General features: G+C 33.4%; 18 protein-coding genes. 12 read left to right on the top strand and 6 right to left on the bottom strand.

What is annotated here, in order from left to right:
- Window positions 1-76: 76 nt before the first annotated feature.
- Together Z054_RS0122895 and gltB are read right to left on the bottom strand one after the other, a co-directional pair.
- The gene (locus Z054_RS0122895) at window positions 77-1,540 is read right to left on the bottom strand and encodes a glutamate synthase subunit beta (protein WP_024772360.1); all 1,464 of its coding nucleotides are present in this window, start codon (window positions 1,538-1,540) and stop codon (window positions 77-79) included.
- A gap of 13 nt (window positions 1,541-1,553) precedes the next feature.
- Window positions 1,554-6,056, bottom strand: a complete 4,503-nt coding sequence (gltB, locus tag Z054_RS0122890) for a glutamate synthase large subunit (protein ID WP_024772359.1) — start codon at window positions 6,054-6,056, stop codon at window positions 1,554-1,556.
- A 446-nt stretch (window positions 6,057-6,502) separates the two neighbouring features.
- Here gltB and Z054_RS0122885 point away from each other — a divergent pair, with 446 nt between their 5' ends.
- Together Z054_RS0122885 and Z054_RS0122880 are read left to right on the top strand one after the other, a co-directional pair.
- On the top strand, window positions 6,503-6,841 hold the full coding sequence (locus Z054_RS0122885) for a P-II family nitrogen regulator (RefSeq protein WP_024772358.1): 339 nt from the start codon (window positions 6,503-6,505) through the stop codon (window positions 6,839-6,841).
- A 66-nt stretch (window positions 6,842-6,907) separates the two neighbouring features.
- Window positions 6,908-8,158, top strand: coding sequence for an ammonium transporter (locus Z054_RS0122880; RefSeq protein ID WP_024772357.1), 1,251 nt, complete (start codon window positions 6,908-6,910; stop codon window positions 8,156-8,158).
- A gap of 63 nt (window positions 8,159-8,221) precedes the next feature.
- Here the strand turns inward: Z054_RS0122880 and Z054_RS0122875 are convergent, their stop codons facing one another.
- The 3 genes from Z054_RS0122875 to Z054_RS0122865 form a co-directional block, all read right to left on the bottom strand.
- Complete coding sequence (locus Z054_RS0122875; RefSeq protein ID WP_161635328.1) at window positions 8,222-10,441, bottom strand: hybrid sensor histidine kinase/response regulator; 2,220 nt, start codon at window positions 10,439-10,441, stop codon at window positions 8,222-8,224.
- 284 nt (window positions 10,442-10,725) lie between these two features.
- Window positions 10,726-11,064: a DUF4870 domain-containing protein gene (locus tag Z054_RS0122870; protein ID WP_024772355.1), complete on the bottom strand. Its 339-nt coding sequence runs from the start codon at window positions 11,062-11,064 to the stop codon at window positions 10,726-10,728.
- Between the two features lie 192 nt (window positions 11,065-11,256).
- A complete protein-coding gene (locus Z054_RS0122865) occupies window positions 11,257-13,530 on the bottom strand; it encodes a trypsin-like peptidase domain-containing protein (protein ID WP_161635327.1) in 2,274 nt (757 codons plus the stop codon).
- 453 nt (window positions 13,531-13,983) lie between these two features.
- On the opposite strand from Z054_RS0122865, the gene mnmE reads away from it, so the two are divergent.
- The 10 genes from mnmE (at window position 13,984) to Z054_RS0122815 (ending at window position 22,283) form a co-directional block, all read left to right on the top strand.
- On the top strand, window positions 13,984-15,375 hold the full coding sequence (mnmE, locus tag Z054_RS0122860) for a tRNA uridine-5-carboxymethylaminomethyl(34) synthesis GTPase MnmE (RefSeq protein WP_024772353.1): 1,392 nt from the start codon (window positions 13,984-13,986) through the stop codon (window positions 15,373-15,375).
- A 463-nt stretch (window positions 15,376-15,838) separates the two neighbouring features.
- Window positions 15,839-17,077, top strand: coding sequence for a M1 family aminopeptidase (locus Z054_RS0122855; protein WP_152538654.1), 1,239 nt, complete (start codon window positions 15,839-15,841; stop codon window positions 17,075-17,077).
- A gap of 48 nt (window positions 17,078-17,125) precedes the next feature.
- Window positions 17,126-18,058, top strand: a complete 933-nt coding sequence (locus Z054_RS0122850) for a leucine-rich repeat domain-containing protein (RefSeq protein WP_024772351.1) — start codon at window positions 17,126-17,128, stop codon at window positions 18,056-18,058.
- Window positions 18,059-18,076: 18 nt separating this feature from the next.
- Window positions 18,077-19,009: a M43 family zinc metalloprotease gene (locus Z054_RS0122845; protein ID WP_024772350.1), complete on the top strand. Its 933-nt coding sequence runs from the start codon at window positions 18,077-18,079 to the stop codon at window positions 19,007-19,009.
- Between the two features lie 5 nt (window positions 19,010-19,014).
- Entirely contained in the window at window positions 19,015-19,581 is a 567-nt protein-coding gene (locus tag Z054_RS0122840; protein ID WP_024772349.1) for a GNAT family N-acetyltransferase, read from the top strand.
- Between the two features lie 37 nt (window positions 19,582-19,618).
- Window positions 19,619-19,993, top strand: coding sequence for a hypothetical protein (locus Z054_RS0122835; RefSeq protein ID WP_024772348.1), 375 nt, complete (start codon window positions 19,619-19,621; stop codon window positions 19,991-19,993).
- Between the two features lie 74 nt (window positions 19,994-20,067).
- Window positions 20,068-20,436: a hypothetical protein gene (locus tag Z054_RS29060; RefSeq protein ID WP_024772347.1), complete on the top strand. Its 369-nt coding sequence runs from the start codon at window positions 20,068-20,070 to the stop codon at window positions 20,434-20,436.
- Window positions 20,437-20,626: 190 nt separating this feature from the next.
- Complete coding sequence (locus Z054_RS0122825; protein WP_024772346.1) at window positions 20,627-21,226, top strand: Crp/Fnr family transcriptional regulator; 600 nt, start codon at window positions 20,627-20,629, stop codon at window positions 21,224-21,226.
- A 67-nt stretch (window positions 21,227-21,293) separates the two neighbouring features.
- Window positions 21,294-21,662 carry a SnoaL-like domain-containing protein gene (locus Z054_RS0122820; protein WP_024772345.1) on the top strand — a complete coding sequence of 123 codons (369 nt, stop codon included), beginning with the start codon at window positions 21,294-21,296 and terminating at the stop codon, window positions 21,660-21,662.
- A gap of 24 nt (window positions 21,663-21,686) precedes the next feature.
- Window positions 21,687-22,283: a YceI family protein gene (locus tag Z054_RS0122815; RefSeq protein WP_024772344.1), complete on the top strand. Its 597-nt coding sequence runs from the start codon at window positions 21,687-21,689 to the stop codon at window positions 22,281-22,283.
- A 250-nt stretch (window positions 22,284-22,533) separates the two neighbouring features.
- On the opposite strand, the gene Z054_RS0122810 is transcribed toward Z054_RS0122815, so the two are convergent.
- A complete protein-coding gene (locus Z054_RS0122810) occupies window positions 22,534-23,160 on the bottom strand; it encodes a hypothetical protein (RefSeq protein ID WP_024772343.1) in 627 nt (208 codons plus the stop codon).
- Between the last annotated feature and the right edge of the window lie 380 nt (window positions 23,161-23,540).

Below are 23,540 nucleotides of genomic sequence, written 5' to 3'. Positions count from 1 at the left end.
ACTGATTATTTATAATCCTTAATCATCCACTTTGCACCGCTCACTAAATGACAAATTAAGGAGTATTTCATACTTTTTATACCCTAGGTAAATCTCCTTCTCCTTTAAGTGGCAGATTAGACGATCCCATCAAATAGGTATCTATGTGATATGCAGCTTGCCTACCTTCTGCAATTGCCCAAACAATTAAAGATTGTCCTCTACGGGTATCACCTGCAGCAAAAACCCCTTTTACATTAGTTGCATAATTTTCTTCACTTGCCTTGATATTAGTTCTTGCATCCATATTAATTCCTAATTGCTCTGCAATAGTAGGTTCTGATCCCGTAAATCCCAATGCTAATAATGCTAATTCGCATTTCCACTCCTTTTCTGTACCCAGAATTTCTTTTAAGGTAAAACGACCATTTTCTTTTACCCATTCTACTTCGGTAGTGATTAGCCCTTTTAGATTTCCGTTTTCATCTCCTAAAAATTCTTTAGTAGAGATGCTCCAATTACGAGCTACCCCTTCTTGATGGGATGAGCTTGTGCGTAAACGCATTGGCCAAAATGGCCAGGGTTGATCTGAAGGGCGTTCTATAGTTCCTTTACCCATAATCTCAAAATTAGTCACAGAAGTTGCATCCTGCCGTATAGAAGTACCAATACAGTCTGATCCGGTATCTCCTCCTCCAATTACTATCACATCTTTTCCTGTAGCCAGGATTTCTTCTCCCAAATCTTTTACTCCATCTACTCTTCTATTATTCTGAGGTAAAAAATCCATTGCTTGCACTACTCCATTAAGGTTAGTCCCCTTAACTGGTAAATTGCGACGAACTGTAGCTCCTGTACACAATACTACAGCATCAAAATCAGTTTTTAACTGATCTGCTTTGATCTCTTTTCCTATATGAGCATTCGTTTTAAAAATAATACCTTCTTTTTCTAAAATAGTAACACGACGATCAATCACATATTTTTCCATTTTAAAATCAGGAATACCATAGCGTAGCAATCCTCCCACTTTTTCATCTCTTTCAAAAACGGTTACCAAATGTCCGGCACGGTTTAATTGTTGTGCAGTTGCTAATCCAGCGGGGCCAGATCCAATTATAGCTACTGTCTTACCTGTTCTTTCGCTTGGAGGATTAGCCTTAATCCAATCATTTTCAAAAGCTTGTTCTACGATATTCTTTTCTATATTCTCAATAGTTACAGGATCTTCATTAATACCTAATACACAAGCTTCTTCACATGGTGCTGGACATAATCTCCCTGTAAACTCAGGGAAATTATTGGTTGAATGCAGAATTTCTGCTGCTTTTTTCCATCTACCACGATACACGGCATCATTAAAATCAGGAATCAGATTACCCAACGGGCATCCACTATGACAAAATGGTATCCCACAATCCATACAGCGTGCTCCTTGATTTTTGAGCTTTTTCTCTGGCATTCCAACAGTAAACTCTTTATACCCTTTGATACGATCTTTTACCGGTTGGCATTGTTCTATCTCTCTTTCAAATTCTAAAAATCCAGTTATCTTTCCCATGTTCAATATCGTTTTATACTTGTGCTAGTTTTTCTTCTTTTAATCGTTTTAATGCTTGTTTGTATTCTTCAGGGAAGATTTTGACAAATTTTGATAATTCACTTCCCCAGTTTTCCAAAATTCTTTGGGCCAAAGGACTTAAGGTAGTATTGTAGTGATTCTCGATTAGCGTTTTTAACTCCTCAATATCTTTTTTCTCTATCACAGGATCCAGGTTTAACGCTTCTTTATTGCAATGTGCTTCAAATGTTTTTTTCTCATCATAGATATACGCTATCCCACCAGACATTCCGGCTCCAAAATTTCTACCTACTTCTCCAAGAATTACTGCAACACCTCCTGTCATATACTCACATCCATGGTCACCAATTCCTTCAACTACAGCTTTTGCTCCAGAGTTACGTACACAGAACCGTTCTCCAGCTTTACCATTGATATACACTTCTCCTGCTGTAGCCCCATATAGAGTTACATTACCCGTAATCACATTATTTTCAGGAATAATAGTAGCTTCCTCGGGTACTTTAATAATGAGTTTTGCTCCCGAAAGTCCTTTTCCGAGATAGTCATTGGTATTTCCATTTACTACCATAGTCAACCCTTTGGTTGCAAACGCACCAAAGCTTTGTCCTGCTGCTCCTGTAAAGTTCAATTTCAAAGTATTATCTGGTAATCCTTGTGCCCCATATATTTTTGATATTTCATTACTTAAGATAGCGCCTACTGCTCGATCAGTATTACAAATATCAAAATCTAAAGCTGTTTTTTCTTTACGGAAGAGTGCTGGGTGTGCTTGTTCTATTATTTCAAAATCTATAGATTTCTCCAAACCATGATCCTGACTTTCGGTATTATAAATATCCACTCCATAAGGTGTTTCCACTTGATGAAGAATTGGAGTAAGATCTACTCCTGCTGCTTTATAATGGTCTATTGCTTTTTTATGATTTAACTTACTTACTTGCCCTATCATTTCATTAATAGTACGAAACCCTAGCTGCGCCATAATCTCCCGCAACTCCTGAGCCACGAAATACATATAGTTTACCACATGTTCTGGTTTACCTTTAAATTTTTTGCGTAGTTCTGGGTTTTGTGTTGCAATACCAACCGGACAGGTATTCAAGTGACATACACGCATCATTACACATCCTGATGCTACCAGAGGTGCAGTTGCAAAACCGAATTCTTCTGCTCCCAACAAGCATGCTATCGCAACATCCCGACCGGTTTTTAACTGTCCGTCACACTCTAGTACAATACGACTACGCAGGTTATTACCAACCAATGTTTGCTGTGCTTCTGCAATACCGAGTTCCCATGGGAGTCCGGCATGTTTTAATGATGTTAATGGTGATGCTCCGGTACCTCCATCAAATCCAGAAACTAGTACCACATCTGCTTTTGCTTTGGCAACTCCAGCTGCGATAGTACCTACACCAACTTCGGACACCAATTTCACGTTTATTCTGGCATTTCTATTTGCAGATTTCAGATCATAAATTAACTGCGATAAATCTTCAATAGAATAAATATCATGATGTGGTGGTGGTGAAATTAATCCTACATATGGTGTAGAATTACGGGTTTTAGCTATTTCGGGATTTACTTTTGGCCCTGGTAATTGTCCTCCTTCTCCCGGTTTAGCCCCCTGAGCCATTTTTATTTGAATCTCAGCAGCATTCGTCAAATAGTTTGATGATACCCCAAATCGACCAGAAGCCACTTGTTTAATCGCACTGTTTTTCCAATCTCCGTTTACATCTTTATAAAAACGAAGAGGATTCTCTCCCCCTTCTCCAGAATTACTTTTTCCTCCGATACGGTTCATTGCAATAGCAAGATTTTCATGAGCCTCTTTACTAATAGACCCATATGACATAGCTCCTGTTTTAAAACGTTTTACTATCTCTGTCCAAGGCTCTACCTCATCTATCGAAATTGGGTCATAATTAGAAAACTCCAACATTCCTCTTATGGTCATCAGTGCTTTTGATTGTTCGTTAATCAATTTTGCATATTCTGCATATGTTTCAGAATCATTATCCCGAACTGATTTTTGTAGTTTAGCAACAGATAAAGGGTTAAACTGGTGTTTTTCTCCATTACGTCTCCATCTATATTGCCCTCCTATTTCTAAACTTAAATTACCGCCTACTTCCTGTCCTATATAAGCTTTTTTATGGCGTTTAGAGATTTCTTTTTCGATTTCATACAATCCGATTCCTTCAATACGTGTTGCGGTATTTGGGAAGTATTGATCAACGACTTTGGTATTAATACCTATACATTCGAACAGTTGGGAACTTCTGTATGAGTTTAAGGTAGAAATACCTATTTTATTCATCACTTTTAATACTCCTTTTCCTACTGCTTTATTATAGTTATATATAGCATCTTCAAAAGTAAGTCCAGAAATGTTACCCTCTTTTATCTCCTCTCCTATAATCTCATTTACCATATATGGATTAATTGCACTAGCTCCATATCCAAACAACAAAGCAAAGTGATGTACTTCTCTTGGTTCTGCAGATTCAATAATAGTACTGACTTTTGATCGTTTTCCTAATTTTTGCAATCCACTATTGACGTAGGAACATGCCAATAAAGCAGGGATTGGCGCCCTGTGTTTACTCACATTTCTATCAGAAAGTATGATTATGTTCGTTCCTTTATCAATAGCTTCTGATACATTTTTGAGCATTATTTCTAATGCATCTTCAAGACCATTTAATCCTTTGTTAATGTTATACAACATTGATATAGAAGTAGATTTAAACCCTTTACCTGTGTAGGTTTTGATTTTATCCAGGTCTTCTTTGGATATTACAGGGTTTTGGATCTTTAGTTTATTACAGTGTTTCTCATTAATATTAAATATATTATGATCAGATCCCAATGTTAAACTGATATCAGTAATCAATTCTTCGCGAATACCATCTAATGGTGGATTAGTGACCTGGGCAAATAATTGTTTAAAATAATTATAGATCAATTGCGGACGTTCAGAAAGTATTGCAATTGGTGTATCAGACCCCATAGAACCAATAGGTTCTTTTCCTAATTGCCCCATAGGAGAAATAATAGTGTCGATATCTTCTTGAGTATATCCAAATACTTCTTTTCGTTTAGCAACAGTTTCTTCACCTAAAAACAAAGGACAATCATTATACGGTATATCCTTTAAATGCACCAGGTTTTTATCTAACCATTCTCGATAAGGATGCTTTGCTGCAATCTCTTCTTTGATCTCTTCATCATTTACAATTCTACCTTCATCCATATTAACCAAGAACATTTTTCCTGGCTCCAGTCTACCGTGATATTCTATATTATTTGGTTCGAGATCCACTACTCCCGTTTCTGAAGACATGATTACATATCCATCTTTGGTTACACTATAACGAGAAGGTCTTAATCCATTTCTATCCAGCACGGCTCCTATATAATTACCATCTGTAAAAGGAATTGATGCAGGGCCATCCCATGGCTCCATAGAACAAGAATTATATTCATAAAAGGCTTTCTTAACTTCAGACATTTCTGGGTTTTTCTCCCAAGCTTCAGGCACCATCATCATCATTACTTCAGGGAGTGATCTCCCTGTCATTAATAACAACTCTACAACCATATCCATAGAAGCAGAATCTGATTTACCTTTTAATACCACTGGAAGTGTTTTTTTGATATCCTCCCCAAACCAATCGCTCTCCAATAGTTCTTCTCTAGAGCGCATTCTGGTTATATTTCCTCTTAAGGTATTAATCTCACCATTATGACACATATAACGAAAAGGTTGTGCAAGATCCCAGGTTGGAAATGTATTGGTCGAGAAGCGTTGATGTACCAAAGCTAATCGGGTTACTACTTTTGGATTCAATAAATCTTTATAGTACAACTTAATATCCTCTGGCATCAATAAGCCTTTAAATATTAAAGTTTTTGTCGACAAGCTAGGTAAATAGAAAAATTTACTTTCTGATAATTTGGATTCATATATTGTATGCTCTGTTGCTTTCCTTGCTATAAATAGTTTTAAATTAAAATCAAAATAGCTTTGATCTTCATTTTCTTTACCTATAAATATTTGTTTTATAAATGGTTCTGTCGTTGCTGCAATTTCACCAATATGAATATGATCAACAGGAACATCTCTCCACCCCAATAAAACAAGCCCCTGATCGATGATATTTCTTTCGAAGGTATCTATACAAAACTGTCTTTGATTTTCTTTTTTAGGTAAGAAAACATTACTTACCGCATATTCTCCGGCTGCTGGTAATTCAAAATTACAATGCTCAATAAAAAAATCATGTGGAATATCAATTAGGATTCCTGCTCCATCCCCTGTCTTTCCATCAGCACTTACAGCGCCTCGATGCTCTAATTTTTCAAGAATTTCTAATGCTTTATGAATAATATCATTTGATTTTTTCCCTTCCAAGCTACAAATGAATCCTGCACCACATGCGTCATGCTCAAATTCTGGTAGATACATTCCTTGTTTCTTCATCATATTTTCTGATCTAAAAGTGTTTCAAGCAGATGAAATTAACAAATCATTAAGTATAGAGAAAGAAAAAAACAGCTTTCGCAATCACTTTTTTGAGCTACATAAAAAAAGCCCTTCTTGAATAAAGTAATCACAAAATAAGAGCTTCTAATTATGAATTTGACAATGCGTTTTTTGTCAAAAAACATAAATAAATCAAGAATTAAAGCAAAATCACAGACAACTGATTATCAATCGATTTTAACGAAAACGTTTTCGATAAGATTTCGAATACACACAAGTATCAAATTGATATTTTTTATCACAAATAATATTTAACCCTAATTAAATTAGGGTTAAAATACATAAAATGATAAAAATACTTATCCATACCCTATTTATCACAAGGTTATATACAAAATATTATATTTTTGAATCGAATTCAGTATTAATTTTAACTTTTATTCTTTATGAAGAAAATAGAAGCAATTATCAGGAGATCAAAATATCGAGTTGTAAAAGAAGCCTTACACAATAAAGGTATTATGTTTTTCTCGTATTGGGACGTAACTGGAGTTGGACATGAACAAAAAGGAAGTGTCTACAGAGGAATTTCTTATAGTACAACAGATATTCAAAGAAGATATCTATCTATTGTTGTAAATGATGATTTTGAAGAAATTGCAATCTCTGCAATTCTTGAAGCTGCAAAAACCGGGGAAGTTGGTGACGGAAAAATCTTTGTTTCTGACATCAAAGAGGCTTATAGAATTCGTACTTCGGAAAAAGGTGGAGAAACATTAAACTAACACCTCTCACTGGTCACAAAAATTAACCAATCAAAAACTAAAAACAATTTTAATAGTAATTAAACTATGGAACTTTTAACCACAAACAATGTATGGATGATGGTGTGTACCGCACTTGTATTTTTCATGCACTTAGGGTTTTCTTTTTTAGAAATAGGATTAACTCGTCAAAAAAACACAATTAACATATTGTTCAAAAATGTATTTATCATCTGTGTAGGTCTATTATTATACTACCTCGGTGGTTTTAATCTTATGTATCCAGGATTTGAGGATGGAGATTTTGGTTTTTTAAAATTTGCGGGGTTTGGCATTACCCCTCCCGAGAACGGAATGACCCCAGAATATGCTAGCGGAGGGTATACCTGGTGGACAGATTTCTTATTTCAAGGAATGTTTGCTGCCACTGCTGCTACTATAGTTTCTGGCGCTGTAGCAGAACGTATTAAATTGGGAGCATTTATGATATTTACTATACTGTATGTAGGTTTAGTATATCCTATAGTAGGTTCTTGGCAATGGGGAAGTGGATTTTTATCTACATTAAAAATTGGAGAAGCTAAAGGTTTTTATGACTTTGCCGGCTCTACACTTGTACACTCTGTTGGTGGATGGGCTGCTATGATAGCAATCATCTTATTAGGTGCAAGGATTGGTAAATTTAGTTCTGAAGGAAGACCACAAGCTATTCCCGGGCACAATATACCTCTCGCAGCAGCTGGTGTGCTTATTCTTTGGTTAGGATGGTTTGGATTTAACGGGGGATCTGTACTCTCTGCAGATCCTGCTAGCACATCATTAGTATTAGTAACAACTTGTCTCGCAGCGGCGTCAGGTGGAATTGGAGCATTTGTACTTTCTACAATCCTATACAAAAACTATGATCTTACTATGTTCTTAAATGGTATTCTGGGAGGCTTGGTAGGAATAACAGCCGGAGCTGATTTAATGTCTCCAAACGAAGCTGTAATTATTGGTTTACTCGCTGGTATAATCATCATATTTGGAGTAGCATTAGTAGACAAATTAAAACTAGACGATCCTGTAGGCGCCATAGCTGTTCATTTAATCTGTGGTATCTGGGGAACTTTGGCCGTAGGTCTTTTTGGAGATAAAGCCGGTTTTGATCAGTTCATAGTTCAAGGACTTGGAGTGCTTATTGTAGGTTTTTTTTGCCTAACAACAGCTTTTGCTATCATATTTACCCTTAAGAAAACTATAGGAATACGAGTTTCAGAAAAAGAAGAAATTGATGGATTGGATAGTCACGAACATGGCATGGATGCCTATCCTGATTTTAGAATTAATCAACATTAAAAATAGTAGGATCCAAACTGTTTTTAATTAATGAGTTTCCTATAGTACAGGAAACTCATTTTTTTAATCTTTCTTTAGAGAAAAGGACAAGATTTTTTGAAATAAATCACTTCGTTTATATGGTTTAGTAATAATCCCATCCATACCAGATTGATAAACCTTTGTAACCACCCTTTCTAAATCAACGGCTGTTAATGCCATAATAATAACATCTTTATTAAACTCTCTTATTTTTTGGGTCGTTTCAAAACCATCCTGTTCTGGCATATGAATATCCATAAAAACCACATCATAGTCTTTTTCTTGTATCAATAGTATAGCATCAAAACCATTATCTACTGTTGTGCATATCGCCCCTGCACTTTCTAAAACCTTTTTTGTAATCATTAGATTAATCGTATTATCATCTACAACCAACATGCTATAACCATCTAGTACGTTAGCATAATCTTCATCATTTACGATCGGTGCCTTTGTATTTTTTAGGTTTCGTTCCATTTCAATCTCAAAAGAAAATGAAGTCCCTTTACCTTCTTCTGATTCTACAACTATTGAGGATTTATACAAATCTTCTATAAACCGTTTTACTATATACAACCCTAACCCAGAGCCTCCTTTATGTTTATCTATATGATGTATCCCTTTAAACCCATCAAACACATCTGACACCAATTCTTTTTTAATTCCAATCCCATCATCTCTCACTGTAAAACGAAGTCTAATCATATTTTCGAAACTTGCAATTTGTACAAGCTCGATCCAGATATTTCCATCTGTAGTAAATTTAATAGCATTAGAAATAAGGTTGATAAAAATCTGAGAAAGTTTTAAACGGTCATCCAGAACATTTGTTTCTACATCATCTGCTATTTCGATGTGCAATTTTGTATTACTCTTACGCAATTGATATGAAAACGAATTACAAATATTCATTAGCATTTCATCTAAGGAAAAAGCATCTTTATTTAACCTCACATTTCCCAGGCGGAACTTAGAATATTCTAAAGCATTATTTACCAATCCTGATAAATGATTATTCGAAAATTTTAGTGTACTTAAAAATTCTTTCCTCTGTTTTTGATTCTTTGTATTTTCTATAATTTCTACCAATCCTTGTATCGTATAAATGGGCGTTCTTAATTCATGGCTCATTATAGAAAAAAATTGGTTGCGTTCTTCATCAACAGTTAACAACTCAGCATTTTTTTCTTTCAACTCTTCATTAATTCTATTCTTATGATTGTTAGATCTATACACATAAACGCTAAAAATAGTTGTCAACAACAGCAAAAAGCCTGTCAAAAAACTGACTTGAAAATAACTTTTTTGAATCTGAATATTTTTCTCATTGATAATAGAAAGTTGCTCAATATCTTTTTTATTCTTGGCAATTTCATAAATAAAAATATCAGCATTAGAGGCACGTCTTTTCAATTTTTTAATGTAAGTCTCCTGATATTTATTTGATAGTGCCTGATAATACGACACCGAGTCCATATTTTTATTGTATTTATAAAAATAGCGTGCTTTGTATTGTTGTATCAACCTTAAATACTCGTCTCGTTCTCTTTGTACAAAAAAGAGAGAATCTCTTTCTGTTTCATTTAGCAACTGATACGATTTCTGATAATCTATACCTTTTTCCATTAATGCCATTGCGAAATATATCTTTAGCTCGTTTCTCACAACATCATTAATGACATGTATACTTTCCTTTGACATCTTTGTATAATCATACTCATCAAGATCGGATAGCACTTTTCTTGAAGTAGAAATCACTTGTTTAAAGTTACTTCTATTCATTTCACTTATGATATAATCAAGATGATGAAAAAATATAATACCATTTTGACTCTCTTCATTATAATCAAGATACTTCTGATATAGACTATCTAGCTCTTTATACCTATTTGTTTCTCTAAACAGTCTTAGTATAACTACTTTGATGTTTGATTCATAAGAATTACCTGGTATCTTTTTTGAAATTTCCTTAGCTCTAAATATATAATTTGATGCTTCATTAGGTTTTCCCGAAGTCATAAAAATCAGTCCGTAGTTATAATTATAGGACAACAAAAACTCATCATCAGGTTCTGATTTCTTATGATTAAAAATTGTATCTAAAAAAATTCTGGCCTCGACAATACTATCATTCCTTATCAAACGATAAATGGTATTGTCAATTTCTAAAGTTGATTTTTCAATCTTTTCTTCTTTTTGAGCAACACTATCAGTACTCCAAAAAATTAACAGAATAATTATATTTATTTTAAAAATTTCCACACACATACCCCATATTGTCAAAAAAACCATTACAACAATATAAAACAATATCTTCTTATTTCTATATTATTCTACGGTTTTCCAGTACAAAAATTCCATTTTTCTGATCACTTGCTCTCAAAATTTTTGCTATCCTGCTGTTTTACAAGAATGTTATCATTCTTGAAGAACTATAAAAATGATAAAAAAAAAGCCTGAATAAACATTCAGGCAATCTATTGATACACTACTAAATATGATATCTAAACTATAGTTATTTTGTTATGCATTACTTCATATTAGTATTATTTAATAATCTGCATAGATAGTGGATATGAAGGTTCTTCTCCATTATTCACTTTTATTGCATTAATAATAGGATATATAAAGCATAATAGTGCAATAAGCGCTAACCCTAGTAACCCCAATCCAAATAATAATATCAAAGGAATACAGATAATTGCATAAATAAACATACTTATCTGAAAATTCATAATCGACTTTCCATGTTCATCCATTGCCGAAACTCTTTCTCTTTGGGTTAACCACAATATCAAAGGCACTATAAATCCTCCGAATCCTGTGATAAGGTCTAATAATTGTGATAAATGGGTAATAACTAGTAATGATCTGTCCTGTCTCATGGTTTCTACGTTTTTGATTGATGATTGATACAGTTGCTAAAAATATTAGCAATCTATACTTATATGACGATAAAAATAGCAATTTGTTACAGTAACATGTCTAACGCCTTAATATTTAACTAAAAAAAACACCTCGACATAAAAGCCGAGGTGTTTACTAATTAATAAATCTAATGTCTTCTATATACAGTGTTAATTCACGATTAGTTTCTTAGTAGCAGATTCCCCAGTACTACTATCGATTTTAATCAAGTAAATCCCTCTACCCAATGATAGGTTTCGGGCCGAGATCGTATTGATCCCTGGTTGCATACTTATCCGAGCTTTTTTACTTCCCAGAATCGTATAAATAGTTGCAGATATATTTCCTTTTGCATATTGACTTAAATACAATGAAAAGACATCTTTTGCAGGGTTTGGTTTTATACTTAATCCTGCAAGATCACCTTCATTCTCATCCCCAAGAATTGGTGAAACTGATTCTAACTGAGCTATTAAAGTTTCAGAAGTTGCAGATTGCCCACAAGAACCTTCATATATTTTCACATTGCTAAAAACAGAAGTATTGCCACTACCTGCATCATTATCATTTATAAAGACCAGTCTATCCATATTACCAGTATAGAAATTCCCTACCGGAATGACATACGTTTTTGTACCACTGGAGTAATCATCAAAGTTCGTTACACCATAATTTTGGGTACCATGAACTTTAAAATATCTTGTAGAGGTTAATGTATTATCGTTTTCAAAACCAACTCCGTGAATTTCTCCCTCAGAAGTACTACTAAAATCAAACTCTATTACTGTATTAGCAGTTACAGTATAATTCATGGCAATGTATTTCCAGGTATTATTTTGTAAAGAAAGCGCTGCTCCTCCACTTTGAATTGAAGAATTGCCTGCAGTATCCTGATTAGAGAATGCTGTGATTGTAAAATCATTAAAGTCTAAGGCTGTACATACTGGAGGTGTTACCGTACCATTAGTAATTTTTAGCGCATCAATAGTAATATCTCCTTGCCAACTGCTTCCTGTTACGGCATTTAATCTTAGCTGTACACTTGCATTACCACCATATGTAGAAAGGTCTACATCTGCAGCATTCCAATCTGTTCCCTGTGCTCCTGTTTTGGTAAATACACTTGTCCAGGTTCCGGTATTATTTGTTCTGGCTTCGACAGTTAATGTTCCCACTGCGCTACCTATCATATGGTACTGAAAACTTAGTTTAGGAGTTGTAAGGCTAGTAAAATTCAAGCAAGGTGAATTTAGGATCGCTCTTTTAGAAGGGAACCCTGTACCGTTTCCAGATGCTTCTACATATATGTATGAACTACCATCTACAGCACCACTTGGTCCGGTACCACTAGAAGGGGTACCATTAGAATTTACGGTCCAGTCTAAATCATCTCCACCGACTTGTTTCCAAGCTCCTATATTACCCTCAAAACTTTCACTGTAAGGGAAAGAAGCTATATCTCCTGTACATTCATCGGTTGGTGGGTTTCCATCAAGCCCCATAGCATCCCAAAAAGCAGGTATTGTAGCCCTTTCTCCAGAATTAGACCCTCCAGACCCAGAACATCCTCCGTAGGCATGAACCCCTACTGCATTTCCTGTCGCTGCATCTATTATCGGGCTTCCTGAATTTCCTCCAGTTGTATCTGTTCTATATCTTACAAACGTGTTTGTAACAGAAGATAATGGCCCTGTATGGATTTGCTGTGTCTGGTTATCAACACCTGTATCTGTACCAAAACCTGTTATTGTTATATTATTTCCAGGAGCACTTTGTACTACATTAAATGATTTACCTTGTGCCTGTATAGGTGTTTGGCCTGTTTGTGAATTTGCGCTAGCCGTAAATACTGCCCAATCATTAGCCTGACTTGGGTTATTTGTGTATGGCGTCACAAAATTACCTATTGGATACTGATCTTCTGGTCCAGGGTGTACAATCGTACGGTCTGGGTTAGATTTAGGCACATTAAATTCTATAAGTTGTGCTCTGCTTCCTACACAATGCCCCGCAGTAACCAGTCTACCATTAGTGATAATCCAACCAGTACAACCTATAGGAACTATTCGTCCGATAGCATTATCAGCAGAATCTACTCTATCATCAGTTGAACCACATTGAGATTTTGAACCTGGATCATTTTCACCAACCCCTACCTCATTAATAGTAAAACCTATAGCATCTTCTCCTCGTGCTACAGTTAACTTTATAGTTATTTTATCACCATTAAAATAAGCAGTAGTATTTTTCCAGTCCTTGATGGTCTTGGATGTTAATGTTTGTGTAGCCCCGTCTAATGCTGATGTAATGGTTAACGTACTTTTGTTTCCCAGATTTACATCTTTAAGAAACAAACGTAACCACGTAGCTCCTTTTTCTGATATGGTTTCCGTAATAATTTGTGAACTGCTTTTACTTTGACTGCCATCAGGTTTTATTTCCATATTATACTTTGTATAATGTCGTGGCAGCTCATCTTGAGCAAAATTAATAAATGGTAGCATAAAAATGATGCATAATAGCATACATATTCGGTGTACCGAATACCGATCATTAATGTGAATTGAGTTTGTGTTGTTTGAGTTCATAAGAATAAGATTAAAAAAATTATTAGATTAGACATTAAATTTAGTTAGTACAAAAACTCTTGCAGCATCATTCGTTGCTACAAAATTGTATTCCACTAACTGGTCATCCAATTTTTAATCAATCAAAAACCAGCGGTTTTCTCTTATTCTTTTTTTTCCGAAGGGAATAAGTTGGTTAATACTGTAAGTATTTTTTCTTCTTCCTGCTACAAGATAGAAAAGAAAAACAACTCTTCAAAAAAGTTTGGCAACCAAAATTTAAAATACATTTATTAATGCCTATTTTTGCTTCTTATATATATAAAATATATGATTGCACAAGATACCATAGTAGCATTAGCAACCCCATCAGGAGCGGGGGCTATAGCGGTCATTCGCGTCTCTGGGAAAGAGGCTATTACTATCTGTTCTCCTCTATTTCAATCTATTAGCAAAAAAGAGTTAAGTACTCAAAAAAGTCATACTATTCATTTGGGGCATATTGTTGATAAGAATAGAACGCTTGATGAAGTTTTGGTTTCTATTTTTAAAGACTCTAATTCATATACCGGAGAACCCACAATAGAGATTTCTTGTCACGGTTCTGTATATATCCAACAGGAAATTATTCAATTATTACTACGGAAAGGATGTAGAATGGCTAATGCCGGAGAGTTTACACTACGTGCATTTATTAATGGAAAACTAGATCTTTCTCAAGCCGAAGCTGTGGCAGATCTTATTGCCTCTGATTCTGAAGCTTCTCATCAAATCGCAATGCAACAAATGCGGGGTGGTTTTTCTAATGAGATTCAAAAATTAAGAGATGAACTCCTTAATTTTGCTTCCTTAATAGAACTAGAGCTAGATTTTGCCGAAGAAGATGTAGAATTTGCAGATCGAACTCAGTTTAAGGATCTAATCGCCAGAATTATAAACGTATTAAAACGTCTTATTGATTCTTTTGCTGTTGGTAATGTTATCAAAAATGGGATTCCGGTAGCTATTGTTGGAGAGCCAAATGTTGGAAAATCTACTTTGCTTAATGCATTACTAAATGAAGAAAGAGCTATCGTGTCTGACATTGCAGGAACGACTCGTGATACTATAGAAGATGAAATTAATATTGGTGGAATCGGTTTTAGATTTATAGACACTGCCGGAATAAGAGAAACCAAAGATGTAGTAGAAAGTATCGGTATCCAAAAGACATTTGAAAAAATTGAACAAGCACAGGTAGTTATCTATTTAGTCGATAGTTCTCTACTAACCGTTGATCGTATTCAAGAACTGAAAACAGAAATAGGAAAGATCAAAAATAAGTACCCACAAAAGCCGCTGATTGTTGTTGCTAATAAAGTAGACAAACTTGATGATAATCAAATTTCAACTCTGACATCTGAAATCGAAAATATCCACCTGCTTTCAGCAAAACAAAATACTGGTGTTGAAGCATTGCAAGCTAAACTTCTTGAGTTTGTAAACACTGGTGCTTTACGCAATAATGAGACTATTGTTACCAACACTCGTCACTATGATGCTTTACTAAAAGCCTTAGAAGAAATACAGAAAGTACAATACGGATTAGACACCGGACTTTCGGGAGATCTAATGGCCATAGATATTCGTCAGGCATTATACCATTTTGGTGAAATTACAGGAGAAATTACCAGTGATGATTTACTCGGAAATATTTTTGCAAATTTCTGTATTGGCAAATAGATTTGTTTTTTTCTGTATATAAATAAAAGTTATTTTTCTTGTGGCTCTAAACTTCACCTGGCAACAAACCTTTGTCAAGTGAAGCTTTCTTAACTATTACCACAATACTTCATTAATTAACTTAGGTGAATGCATTACATATAATTCGCTTACATCTTTGTACTTATAATTCAAAAACTGTATAGACATGATCCAAACAAAAAACAAAAAGGTTTTTTTAAAATTGAAGCCTCTTTAAAAAATATATTCTAAAGAAGTAAATAGCATGAAAAAGTGACCTAGATCAATTTTTATTCAATGTAAATTTATCAGTTTTGCTTTCAATAAAGTCATAAAGAAATCTTTGAACCCTAACATCTCACTCATCATCAATTTATTTGACTAATAAAACGAATGAGTAATAATATATAATCAATAGAAGTAAACGTAATGCATCATCTCGCATCTTATAAATTCAACACCTATGCTAAGCAAAAGAATCAAAAAACAGTTACTAATTATCATAGTAATACTGAATTCTGTCACATTAACTTCACAAACCATTAAGCACTATGAAGGCAATATCCATATTGACATGGATAAGCGTGAAGTAATTGCAGATTTCACGATTTCTTTAGATGATTTGTCAGATATTGATCAATTAAAGTTATACATCCACCGGTCTGCCAACTCGTTAAAAGCCTCTTCAAATTCAAAAGTAATACCGTTTCAAATACTGGAAGAATCATTTGTTGGTGAAGATAAAGCTGTTCTAATTCAAAGTAAGGGAATTAATAATAAGCAATTGACATTAAAATACGCGTATAGTCTAGACAGTATACAAGACAAAAGGTTTTTATACAATAAGGATTGGTTAGAACTAAACCTATATACAGCATGGTTTCCTTTTAATTTAGATTACGGTTTTTTTAGTTACAACTTAAATATTGAATTGCCAAATACTTATAAGCTTATTGGCTCTGGAACAGTTTCAAATAAAGAGAATATTTGGGAGATCAAACAAAATATCCCTTTTTTGGATATACCTCTGATTATCTCTTCCAAATTAAAGACAATTATAGTTGCCAAAGGAAAAATAAAAATTCATCATCTAAATTTAGACAGTTCAAGTACAAAAGCGTTAAAAAAGAGTTTACAATTATATCATAATAGGCTTAATAAAGTGTTAGGTGAATCTAATGCAGCCAGCCTTACAATTGCCGTGAATCGATTTAACCGATCAACTTCTTATGCAAGAAAGGAGTTTATTTCACTCTCAATCAAAGATTCATTTGGTGTTGCAAATGATAAAATACTAGCTCATGAAATAGCACATCTATGGTGGAATAAGGCGGATGTAAATACATGGGAGGATTGGTTAAATGAATCTTTTGCCGAGTATTCGTCTGTTATATTGCAAAGACATCAATATGGTGAAGCTAATTTTTCTAAAAACATCGAGGAATTAAAAAAGACCATTAAAAACCTCCCTCCTATATATCAGATAAAAAAATCCAATGCGAAGTACCAACAGGTTGTAACGTATAAAGGGGCTTATTTACTTTATGAGTTGGAAAATTTAATAGGTAGAAAAGCATTCAGTACTATATTGGAAAAAACACATCAAAATAAGATTAGAAGAACTTTTGACTTGCTTGAATTAATTGAAGCGGAATTTGGGAGTGATGTAAAAGGTGATGTAAATAAAAAACTAAGAGAATAGTTCGGTTACACAATAACAACAATGCAATCCAAAATATAAAAACGCTTAATGAAAACAAAATACCTATTGTCTCACAAGTATACAACGCTTTTAAAACCGCTACTATTTTTAATTACCTCATTATATCTAGTTATTGCTTGTTCTTCTGACAATGAAAAAGAGTCAGAAGACAATATTTATCTCAATATTCCAGATGTGGAGTTTGAAAAAAAACTGATAAGTTTAGGTATCGATTCTGACAATGAGATTAACCACCGTATGCTAAAAGTTGATGCTGGTGAGGTGAGCACTATAGATTTAAGCAGTTTCAATGCTAATAAAATTAGTGATTTAACAGGAATTGAAGGCTTTGTAAACCTGAAAAGACTATATGCAGCAGGAAACAATCTAACTGCAGTAAATTTAAAATCCAATACACAATTGGATACGTTAGTCCTTTCTGCAAACTATATAGATAGTATTGATATTAGCAATAATACCGAATTGATCAAATTAAATCTTAGTGTGAATAATCTTAGCTCGATTACTGGATTACCCAAAGCCATTAAACTAAAGTGGTTAAGTTTATCTACTAATTTATTAGAAGAACTAAGTGTTCAAAATGCCACACTAACAACGTTATTTATAAGAAATAATCATATAACAACCCTAGACACTCAAGGTGCCGTAAATTTAACCTCCATCTTAGCACAAACCAATAGAATCTCTAAGTTAGATCTTAGTACAAATATCCTATTGGAAACATTAGCACTTTCAGACAACAAAATTCAGAGCATTGACCTTGAAAAAAATAATAATATTCATACGCTTTATTTTTCCAGCAATTTACTTACCGAATTCGATGTAAGTTATCTTCAAAAATTGATTTTTCTAATCATAGATAGAAACCCAAATCTATTCTGTATTAAAATAGATAGTGCACAGAACATTGCTAACCTCACAAAGTCTGATTATCAAGAATTAAATACCAATTGCAACTAGTTTATAAAAACATATCCAATGACCAGGTCTACCACTATTCTAACGTTCCTTTTTTCTATACTTTTTTTTAACGCTTGTGACAAAACTAATGTACCTACTCTTCCTGAAGAACCAACGAATGTTCCTCCGGAAGAAATAATTTCAATTCCGGTAGTAATCCATGTGATTAATTACAGTCCAAACCCATTTGTGATTAGCGATGAGAAAATACAATCTCAGATCGATGTATTAAATCAAGATTTTAGAAAGCTAAACCCCGATCATATAAACACGCCTGGCGAGTTTAAGCATTTAGTAGCCGATGTAGGTGTTGAATTTAAATTGGCAACCATAGACCCAAGCGAAAATCCAACTACTGGTATAATTAGAACCGAAAGTATGGTTGTTGCCTCTGATGGGCATGAGGATATAGAAAGTATTGAAGAGCGTTTATTATATTTTTCTAATAAAGGTGGTCAAGATGCTTGGCCAAACCATAAATATCTAAATATTTGGATAGCCGATTATTCAAATCGTTTAGGTAATTTAGGGCTCCCAGGATATGCTAATCCTCCTGGATCTGACCCAAGAATCGACGGTGTAGTCATGGATCCAAGAGTATTTGGAACTCTGGAGCCTTTGGCAGATGGTCATAAGTTTGGAAGAACTGCTACTCATGAAATTGGTCATTGGTTAAATCTTAAACATATTTTTGCAAAAGACAAAGATTGTGAATCTTCTGATCAAGTAGAAGATACGCCTTCACAGTATGAATCAAGAACAGGCCATCCTGTTCATCCTCAATTTTCCTGTGGTAGTAATGATATGTTTATGAATTTTATGGATTATGTAAATGATAATGCTATGTTTATGTTTACCAAAGGACAAAAAGAGCGAATGCGCGAATTGTTTAATGAAGGAGGTACAAGACGAGAATTATACCTTAATAACAAATCAAATTACAGAAAATAAGAAAAATGATTAATGATATTTATTTTCAGGACTTTCCTCAACTAGAAAGCGAAAGACTCATATTTAGAGAAATCATTATAAGTGATGCTTCAGATATTCAGAGTATTCGAACAGATAAAGATGTGATGAAGTATATGGATTCAAATCCCCATACAACAGTACAAGATTCTAAAAATTTTATTTCAAAAAACATAGAAACCTATAAAAAAGGAAACGGGCTATTTTGGGCTATTATAGAAAAATCAACAAACACATTTATTGGTGATTTTTCATATTGGAGAATACTTAGAGAAAATCATAGAGCTGAAATAGGATATACTTTAAAACCTCAATTTTGGGGTAAAGGCTTTATGAAAGAAACAATGATTGAGCTAATTAAATTTGGATTCAACAACCTAAACCTGCATAGTATTGAAGCCAATGTAAATCCTGAAAACGAAAGCTCTAAGAAGCTATTGCACAGATTAGGGTTTAGAAAAGAAGGGTATTTTAAAGAAAATTATTATTTCGATGGAAAATATTTAGACAGCGAGGTTTTTTCATTACTAGAAGTAGATTTTAAACACTCATAAACATTATTGGAATTAAAATAGCAACATTAAGAATAAAATGAAAAAAATAATAACTCTTCTTTTAATAACAGCAACAATTTTTTCTTGTAAAACAGAAAAGGTAACCGAAATAATTGTTATTGGTAACTTACACAAACCTGCGCCTAACTATAACCCAGAAATACTTTTTAATATCTTAGAAAAAGTTAAACCAGATTTTATATTACACGAAATAGATTCTTCATTTTTTACTCCTGATTTTAAATTTAATAAACCGTATAATGAAAATGAAGGGATGGCTTCTAAAATGTATATAGAGAAATATCCGGAAACGCATTTACGGCCCTATGAGTTTGAAGGTAGAAATCAATATAGAATTGACAAAGGAATGCGTCCTACAGATAGATTAACACTAAAGCTTCTAGACAGTTAAATAATGCAAAATTATTAACCGCATCTCAATCAAAAATTTTTAACACCTATACTGCCCTTTTAGAACCATTAAAAGTGCGTGCTTCGAAATCCCCAGAAAACTTTAACAATCCTCAAACAGATAGCATTTGTGAGCAGCGTCAATTTTATCAATATCAAATGATTCCAAAAATCACAAATGTTCGTAATGAATTTGAAAATCGTTTTTTAACCAAACCCAATGGAGAAAAAATAAGTTATAGAGACGGCTACCAACTATGGGCAGATTTTTGGGATGTAAGAAATCAAACCATGGCGAAAAACATTATGAAAATTTCTGAGCAGAACAAAGGAAAAAGAATTGTTGTTTTGACTGGATTTATGCATCGATATTATCTTTTAAAGGAGTTAAAAAGATTGACAAAAGAAAAAAACATTACTATAAAAGAGTTTTACCAAAAATAAAAGTAACTCATAGTAATTGCAAATACTTGAACTATATGAAAACATGAAATGGACTTGCAGAGATTTTTCTATAGGAAGAGCAATAGTAAGAGAGAAAAAAATAATAAAATTTTAAGCGTTACCAACTCAAAAGATAAGTACATTTAAACTGGCTAATCATTATTAAACATACATTATACAAAAAGAGTATATGAGTCAACTGCTGTATAAAAACATTTTAGAAAAAACTACGATTACCGAAACTGAATTTGAAGAGTTTTTAGCTCAAACAAAGTCTATTGTGGTAAACAAAAATGAGCATTTCTTAAATGAAGGTGAAGTGGCTAATTATATTGCTTTTATAGTTTCGGGTGGACTATACTCGTATTCAATTGATGAAAAAGGTGAAAAAAATGTTGTACAAATTGCCTTAGAAAATTATTGGATTGCTGATTTGTACAGCTTCCTTTCTAGAGAACCTTCAAAATTAAATATTGAAGCGATTGTAGAAACCAAACTCATTATTATAAACAAAGATAATTTTGAAAAAACCTGTGATACTATTCCCGCTTTTGAACGTTTTCAAAGACTCCTTATCCAAAAAGCTTATATAAGTACTTTGCAACGTATTTCTGGACTTACAAGCAAGTCTGCACCGCAGCGTTATTTAGAACTTGTAACAGAGCATCCCGAAATTATTCAAAAAGTACCTCAGTTATTAATTGCTTCTTATTTAGGTATAAAACCTCAGTCTTTAAGTCGTATTCGTAAACAAATTTTCAATAAAAACAGCACCTCCAATATTAGTTAACCTAAGTGAATGCATAGCTTTTAATCTCGTTACATCTTTGTAGTATTATTAATAAAAAAAGATACTCATGACAGAAGTAACAAAAACAAATGTAAAAGAACAGGTAATGGCCCTTAATGCCATGATCAAAAAAGGTCTAATCTTAGAAGCATTTGAAAAATTTTATGCAAATGATGTAATCATGCAAGAAAATGAAAACCCTCCTACATTTGGTAAAGATGCCAATAGAGAATTAGAAAAAGCCTTTGTAAGTAATATCACTCAATTTAGAAATGCCGAAGTAACAAATGTATTGATCAATGATACTATCTCTGTTGTACAATGGGCTTTTGATTTTGATCATAAAGAATGGGGAACCAGAAATTATCTTCAATTAGCGATACAACGTTGGGAAAACGGTCAAATCATCAACGAAAAATTCTATTACACAAACTAAATCAGAATATTAAAATATTATAAAATGAAGAGATTAGCAGTATTAATCGCATTTATAGCAACAACATACTCATTTGCACAAACTACCTGGAAAGTAGATCCATATCATTCAAAAGTTAGTTTTTCGGTTTCACATTTAGTGATCTCTGAGGTCGACGGAAGCTTTAACTCTTTTGACGGAAGTTTTATAAGTAACAAGGATGATTTCTCAGACGCAGAAATTACTTTCGAGATCGATGCCAGCTCTATTGATACCGATAATGCTAAAAGAGATGGTCACTTAAAATCAGAAGATTTTTTTTATGTCGAAAAACATCCTGAAATTACTTTTACCAGTACGTCCTTTAAAAAGAAAAGTAAAAAGAGGTATCAGTTAAAAGGGAATTTAGTCATGCGAGGCATAACAAAAAAAGTAACACTAGATGTTTCTCATGGTGGAATCATAGCAAACGATGGTAATGGCAATACTAAAGCCGGATTTAAGATTACCGGAATTATAAATAGAACCGATTTTGGAGTTGCCTGGAATGCAAAGACAGAACATGGTGGTATGGTTGTAGGTGAAGACATTGAGATAACCGTAAAACTAGAACTCGTAAAGAAAGATACTAATGTAAACTAAATACATTACTACCTTTTTCTAAACTTGATACAATCAAAAAACAACAATTATGAATGCAATTGTAACTAAAAACCCACGTATTAATGTACAGAATCTAGAGTCTAATGCTTATTGTAAGTATTAATCGAATTGCAGTTGCTATCAAAATAGAGTTTTAAATACGAGTAGTATATATTTATAAAAGACTGAACTATGTTCGGTCTTTTATATGAAATAAAGCTCCATTCCTTTTCGGATAAGTAGATTAACTTTATCTGCTTTTCTGAAGTTCTTCGTATATATTAATCGGTAAAAAATGACGTCTTTGCTCATTATTCTCACCATTAGATGCGGCAAATAAGTCTCTAAAATATTGTACCGCACCAACAGAATAGTTTATCTTTTCTATCCACTTATAGAAGTCTTCTTCTTTTTGGTCGGTATTAACATATTCAAATACTGTACCTTTTAGTTTCTCTAAACCATTATTTGAAAAAACGGGACGTGATGGAAGTTTTTTAAATTCACCTTCTTTAACACCGAGTAAGTTTTCGATCCATTGTAAGTCTTTTTGATATTGCTTGATCAATTTATTTTCTAAAGAGTGGTACAATTCATCTTCAAATACAATCCTAAGGGTACTTCTTTTGGCAATCATATCCCCAACCTTAAAAGTAAGGCTATTATTGATCCCTAAATGAAATTGCCCATCATTATTACTTTCTTCCAGAACTACTGTAAAAGGAATACCATTAAGACTCCTTACCTCAAACTCCTGGTCACTAATAGATTGAATAGAAACAAGCTCGTTTTGTGCATTTACTTGTATAAAAAAGCAAGAAACCACTAGCATAAGTAATATTTTCTTTACGTTCTGAAGGTTTATTCGGTAGATCATAGCAATTTATTTTAGGTGTTCAAATTTATAATTTCATACGCTGTTTTCAAAACTCTAACAGCACTGATTTGGGATTATTTTAAAAAGTTAGTATAATAGCGTCGTTATTTTTAACATTACATATATCATGCCACAGAATTTAAAGTGCTGCTCATGAAGGCGTATAGCTCCCATAAAAATGTTGTGATTACAAAATGTAAAAACACAAAAAGAACTCTTGCTGTTGGGTCGGGAAACAACTGATACTCAATTTATGTACTGTGTATTTTTCTTTGGAGAACAATTTGAGACTCTCGATGATATTGAAGACTCATTAGGTTACTTTTCTTAAAATGACAAAAGCTACCTATTACAGTAGCTTTTATTTATATTATTTCTTA

The organism is Aquimarina macrocephali JAMB N27, assembly GCF_000520995.1.
Lineage (GTDB): Bacteria > Bacteroidota > Bacteroidia > Flavobacteriales > Flavobacteriaceae > Aquimarina > Aquimarina macrocephali.
Note: the sequence above shows the minus strand (reverse complement) of the source record. Positions and strands in the feature narration are given on the sequence as shown.

Coding starts and splice junctions, on each gene's coding strand:
- Z054_RS0122810 (WP_024772343.1), bottom strand. CDS start 23,160: ATGATCTACCGAATAAACCTTCAGAACGTAAAGAAAATATTACTTATG.
- Z054_RS0122855 (WP_152538654.1), top strand. CDS start 15,839: ATGCTAAGCAAAAGAATCAAAAAACAGTTACTAATTATCATAGTAATA.
- Z054_RS0122885 (WP_024772358.1), top strand. CDS start 6,503: ATGAAGAAAATAGAAGCAATTATCAGGAGATCAAAATATCGAGTTGTA.
- Z054_RS0122840 (WP_024772349.1), top strand. CDS start 19,015: ATGATTAATGATATTTATTTTCAGGACTTTCCTCAACTAGAAAGCGAA.
- Z054_RS0122850 (WP_024772351.1), top strand. CDS start 17,126: ATGAAAACAAAATACCTATTGTCTCACAAGTATACAACGCTTTTAAAA.
- Z054_RS0122845 (WP_024772350.1), top strand. CDS start 18,077: ATGACCAGGTCTACCACTATTCTAACGTTCCTTTTTTCTATACTTTTT.
- Z054_RS0122895 (WP_024772360.1), bottom strand. CDS start 1,540: ATGGGAAAGATAACTGGATTTTTAGAATTTGAAAGAGAGATAGAACAA.
- Z054_RS0122865 (WP_161635327.1), bottom strand. CDS start 13,530: ATGGAAATAAAACCTGATGGCAGTCAAAGTAAAAGCAGTTCACAAATT.
- Z054_RS0122825 (WP_024772346.1), top strand. CDS start 20,627: ATGAGTCAACTGCTGTATAAAAACATTTTAGAAAAAACTACGATTACC.
- gltB (WP_024772359.1), bottom strand. CDS start 6,056: ATGATGAAGAAACAAGGAATGTATCTACCAGAATTTGAGCATGACGCA.
- Z054_RS0122815 (WP_024772344.1), top strand. CDS start 21,687: ATGAAGAGATTAGCAGTATTAATCGCATTTATAGCAACAACATACTCA.
- Z054_RS0122820 (WP_024772345.1), top strand. CDS start 21,294: ATGACAGAAGTAACAAAAACAAATGTAAAAGAACAGGTAATGGCCCTT.
- mnmE (WP_024772353.1), top strand. CDS start 13,984: ATGATTGCACAAGATACCATAGTAGCATTAGCAACCCCATCAGGAGCG.
- Z054_RS0122870 (WP_024772355.1), bottom strand. CDS start 11,064: ATGAGACAGGACAGATCATTACTAGTTATTACCCATTTATCACAATTA.
- Z054_RS0122835 (WP_024772348.1), top strand. CDS start 19,619: ATGAAAAAAATAATAACTCTTCTTTTAATAACAGCAACAATTTTTTCT.
- Z054_RS0122880 (WP_024772357.1), top strand. CDS start 6,908: ATGGAACTTTTAACCACAAACAATGTATGGATGATGGTGTGTACCGCA.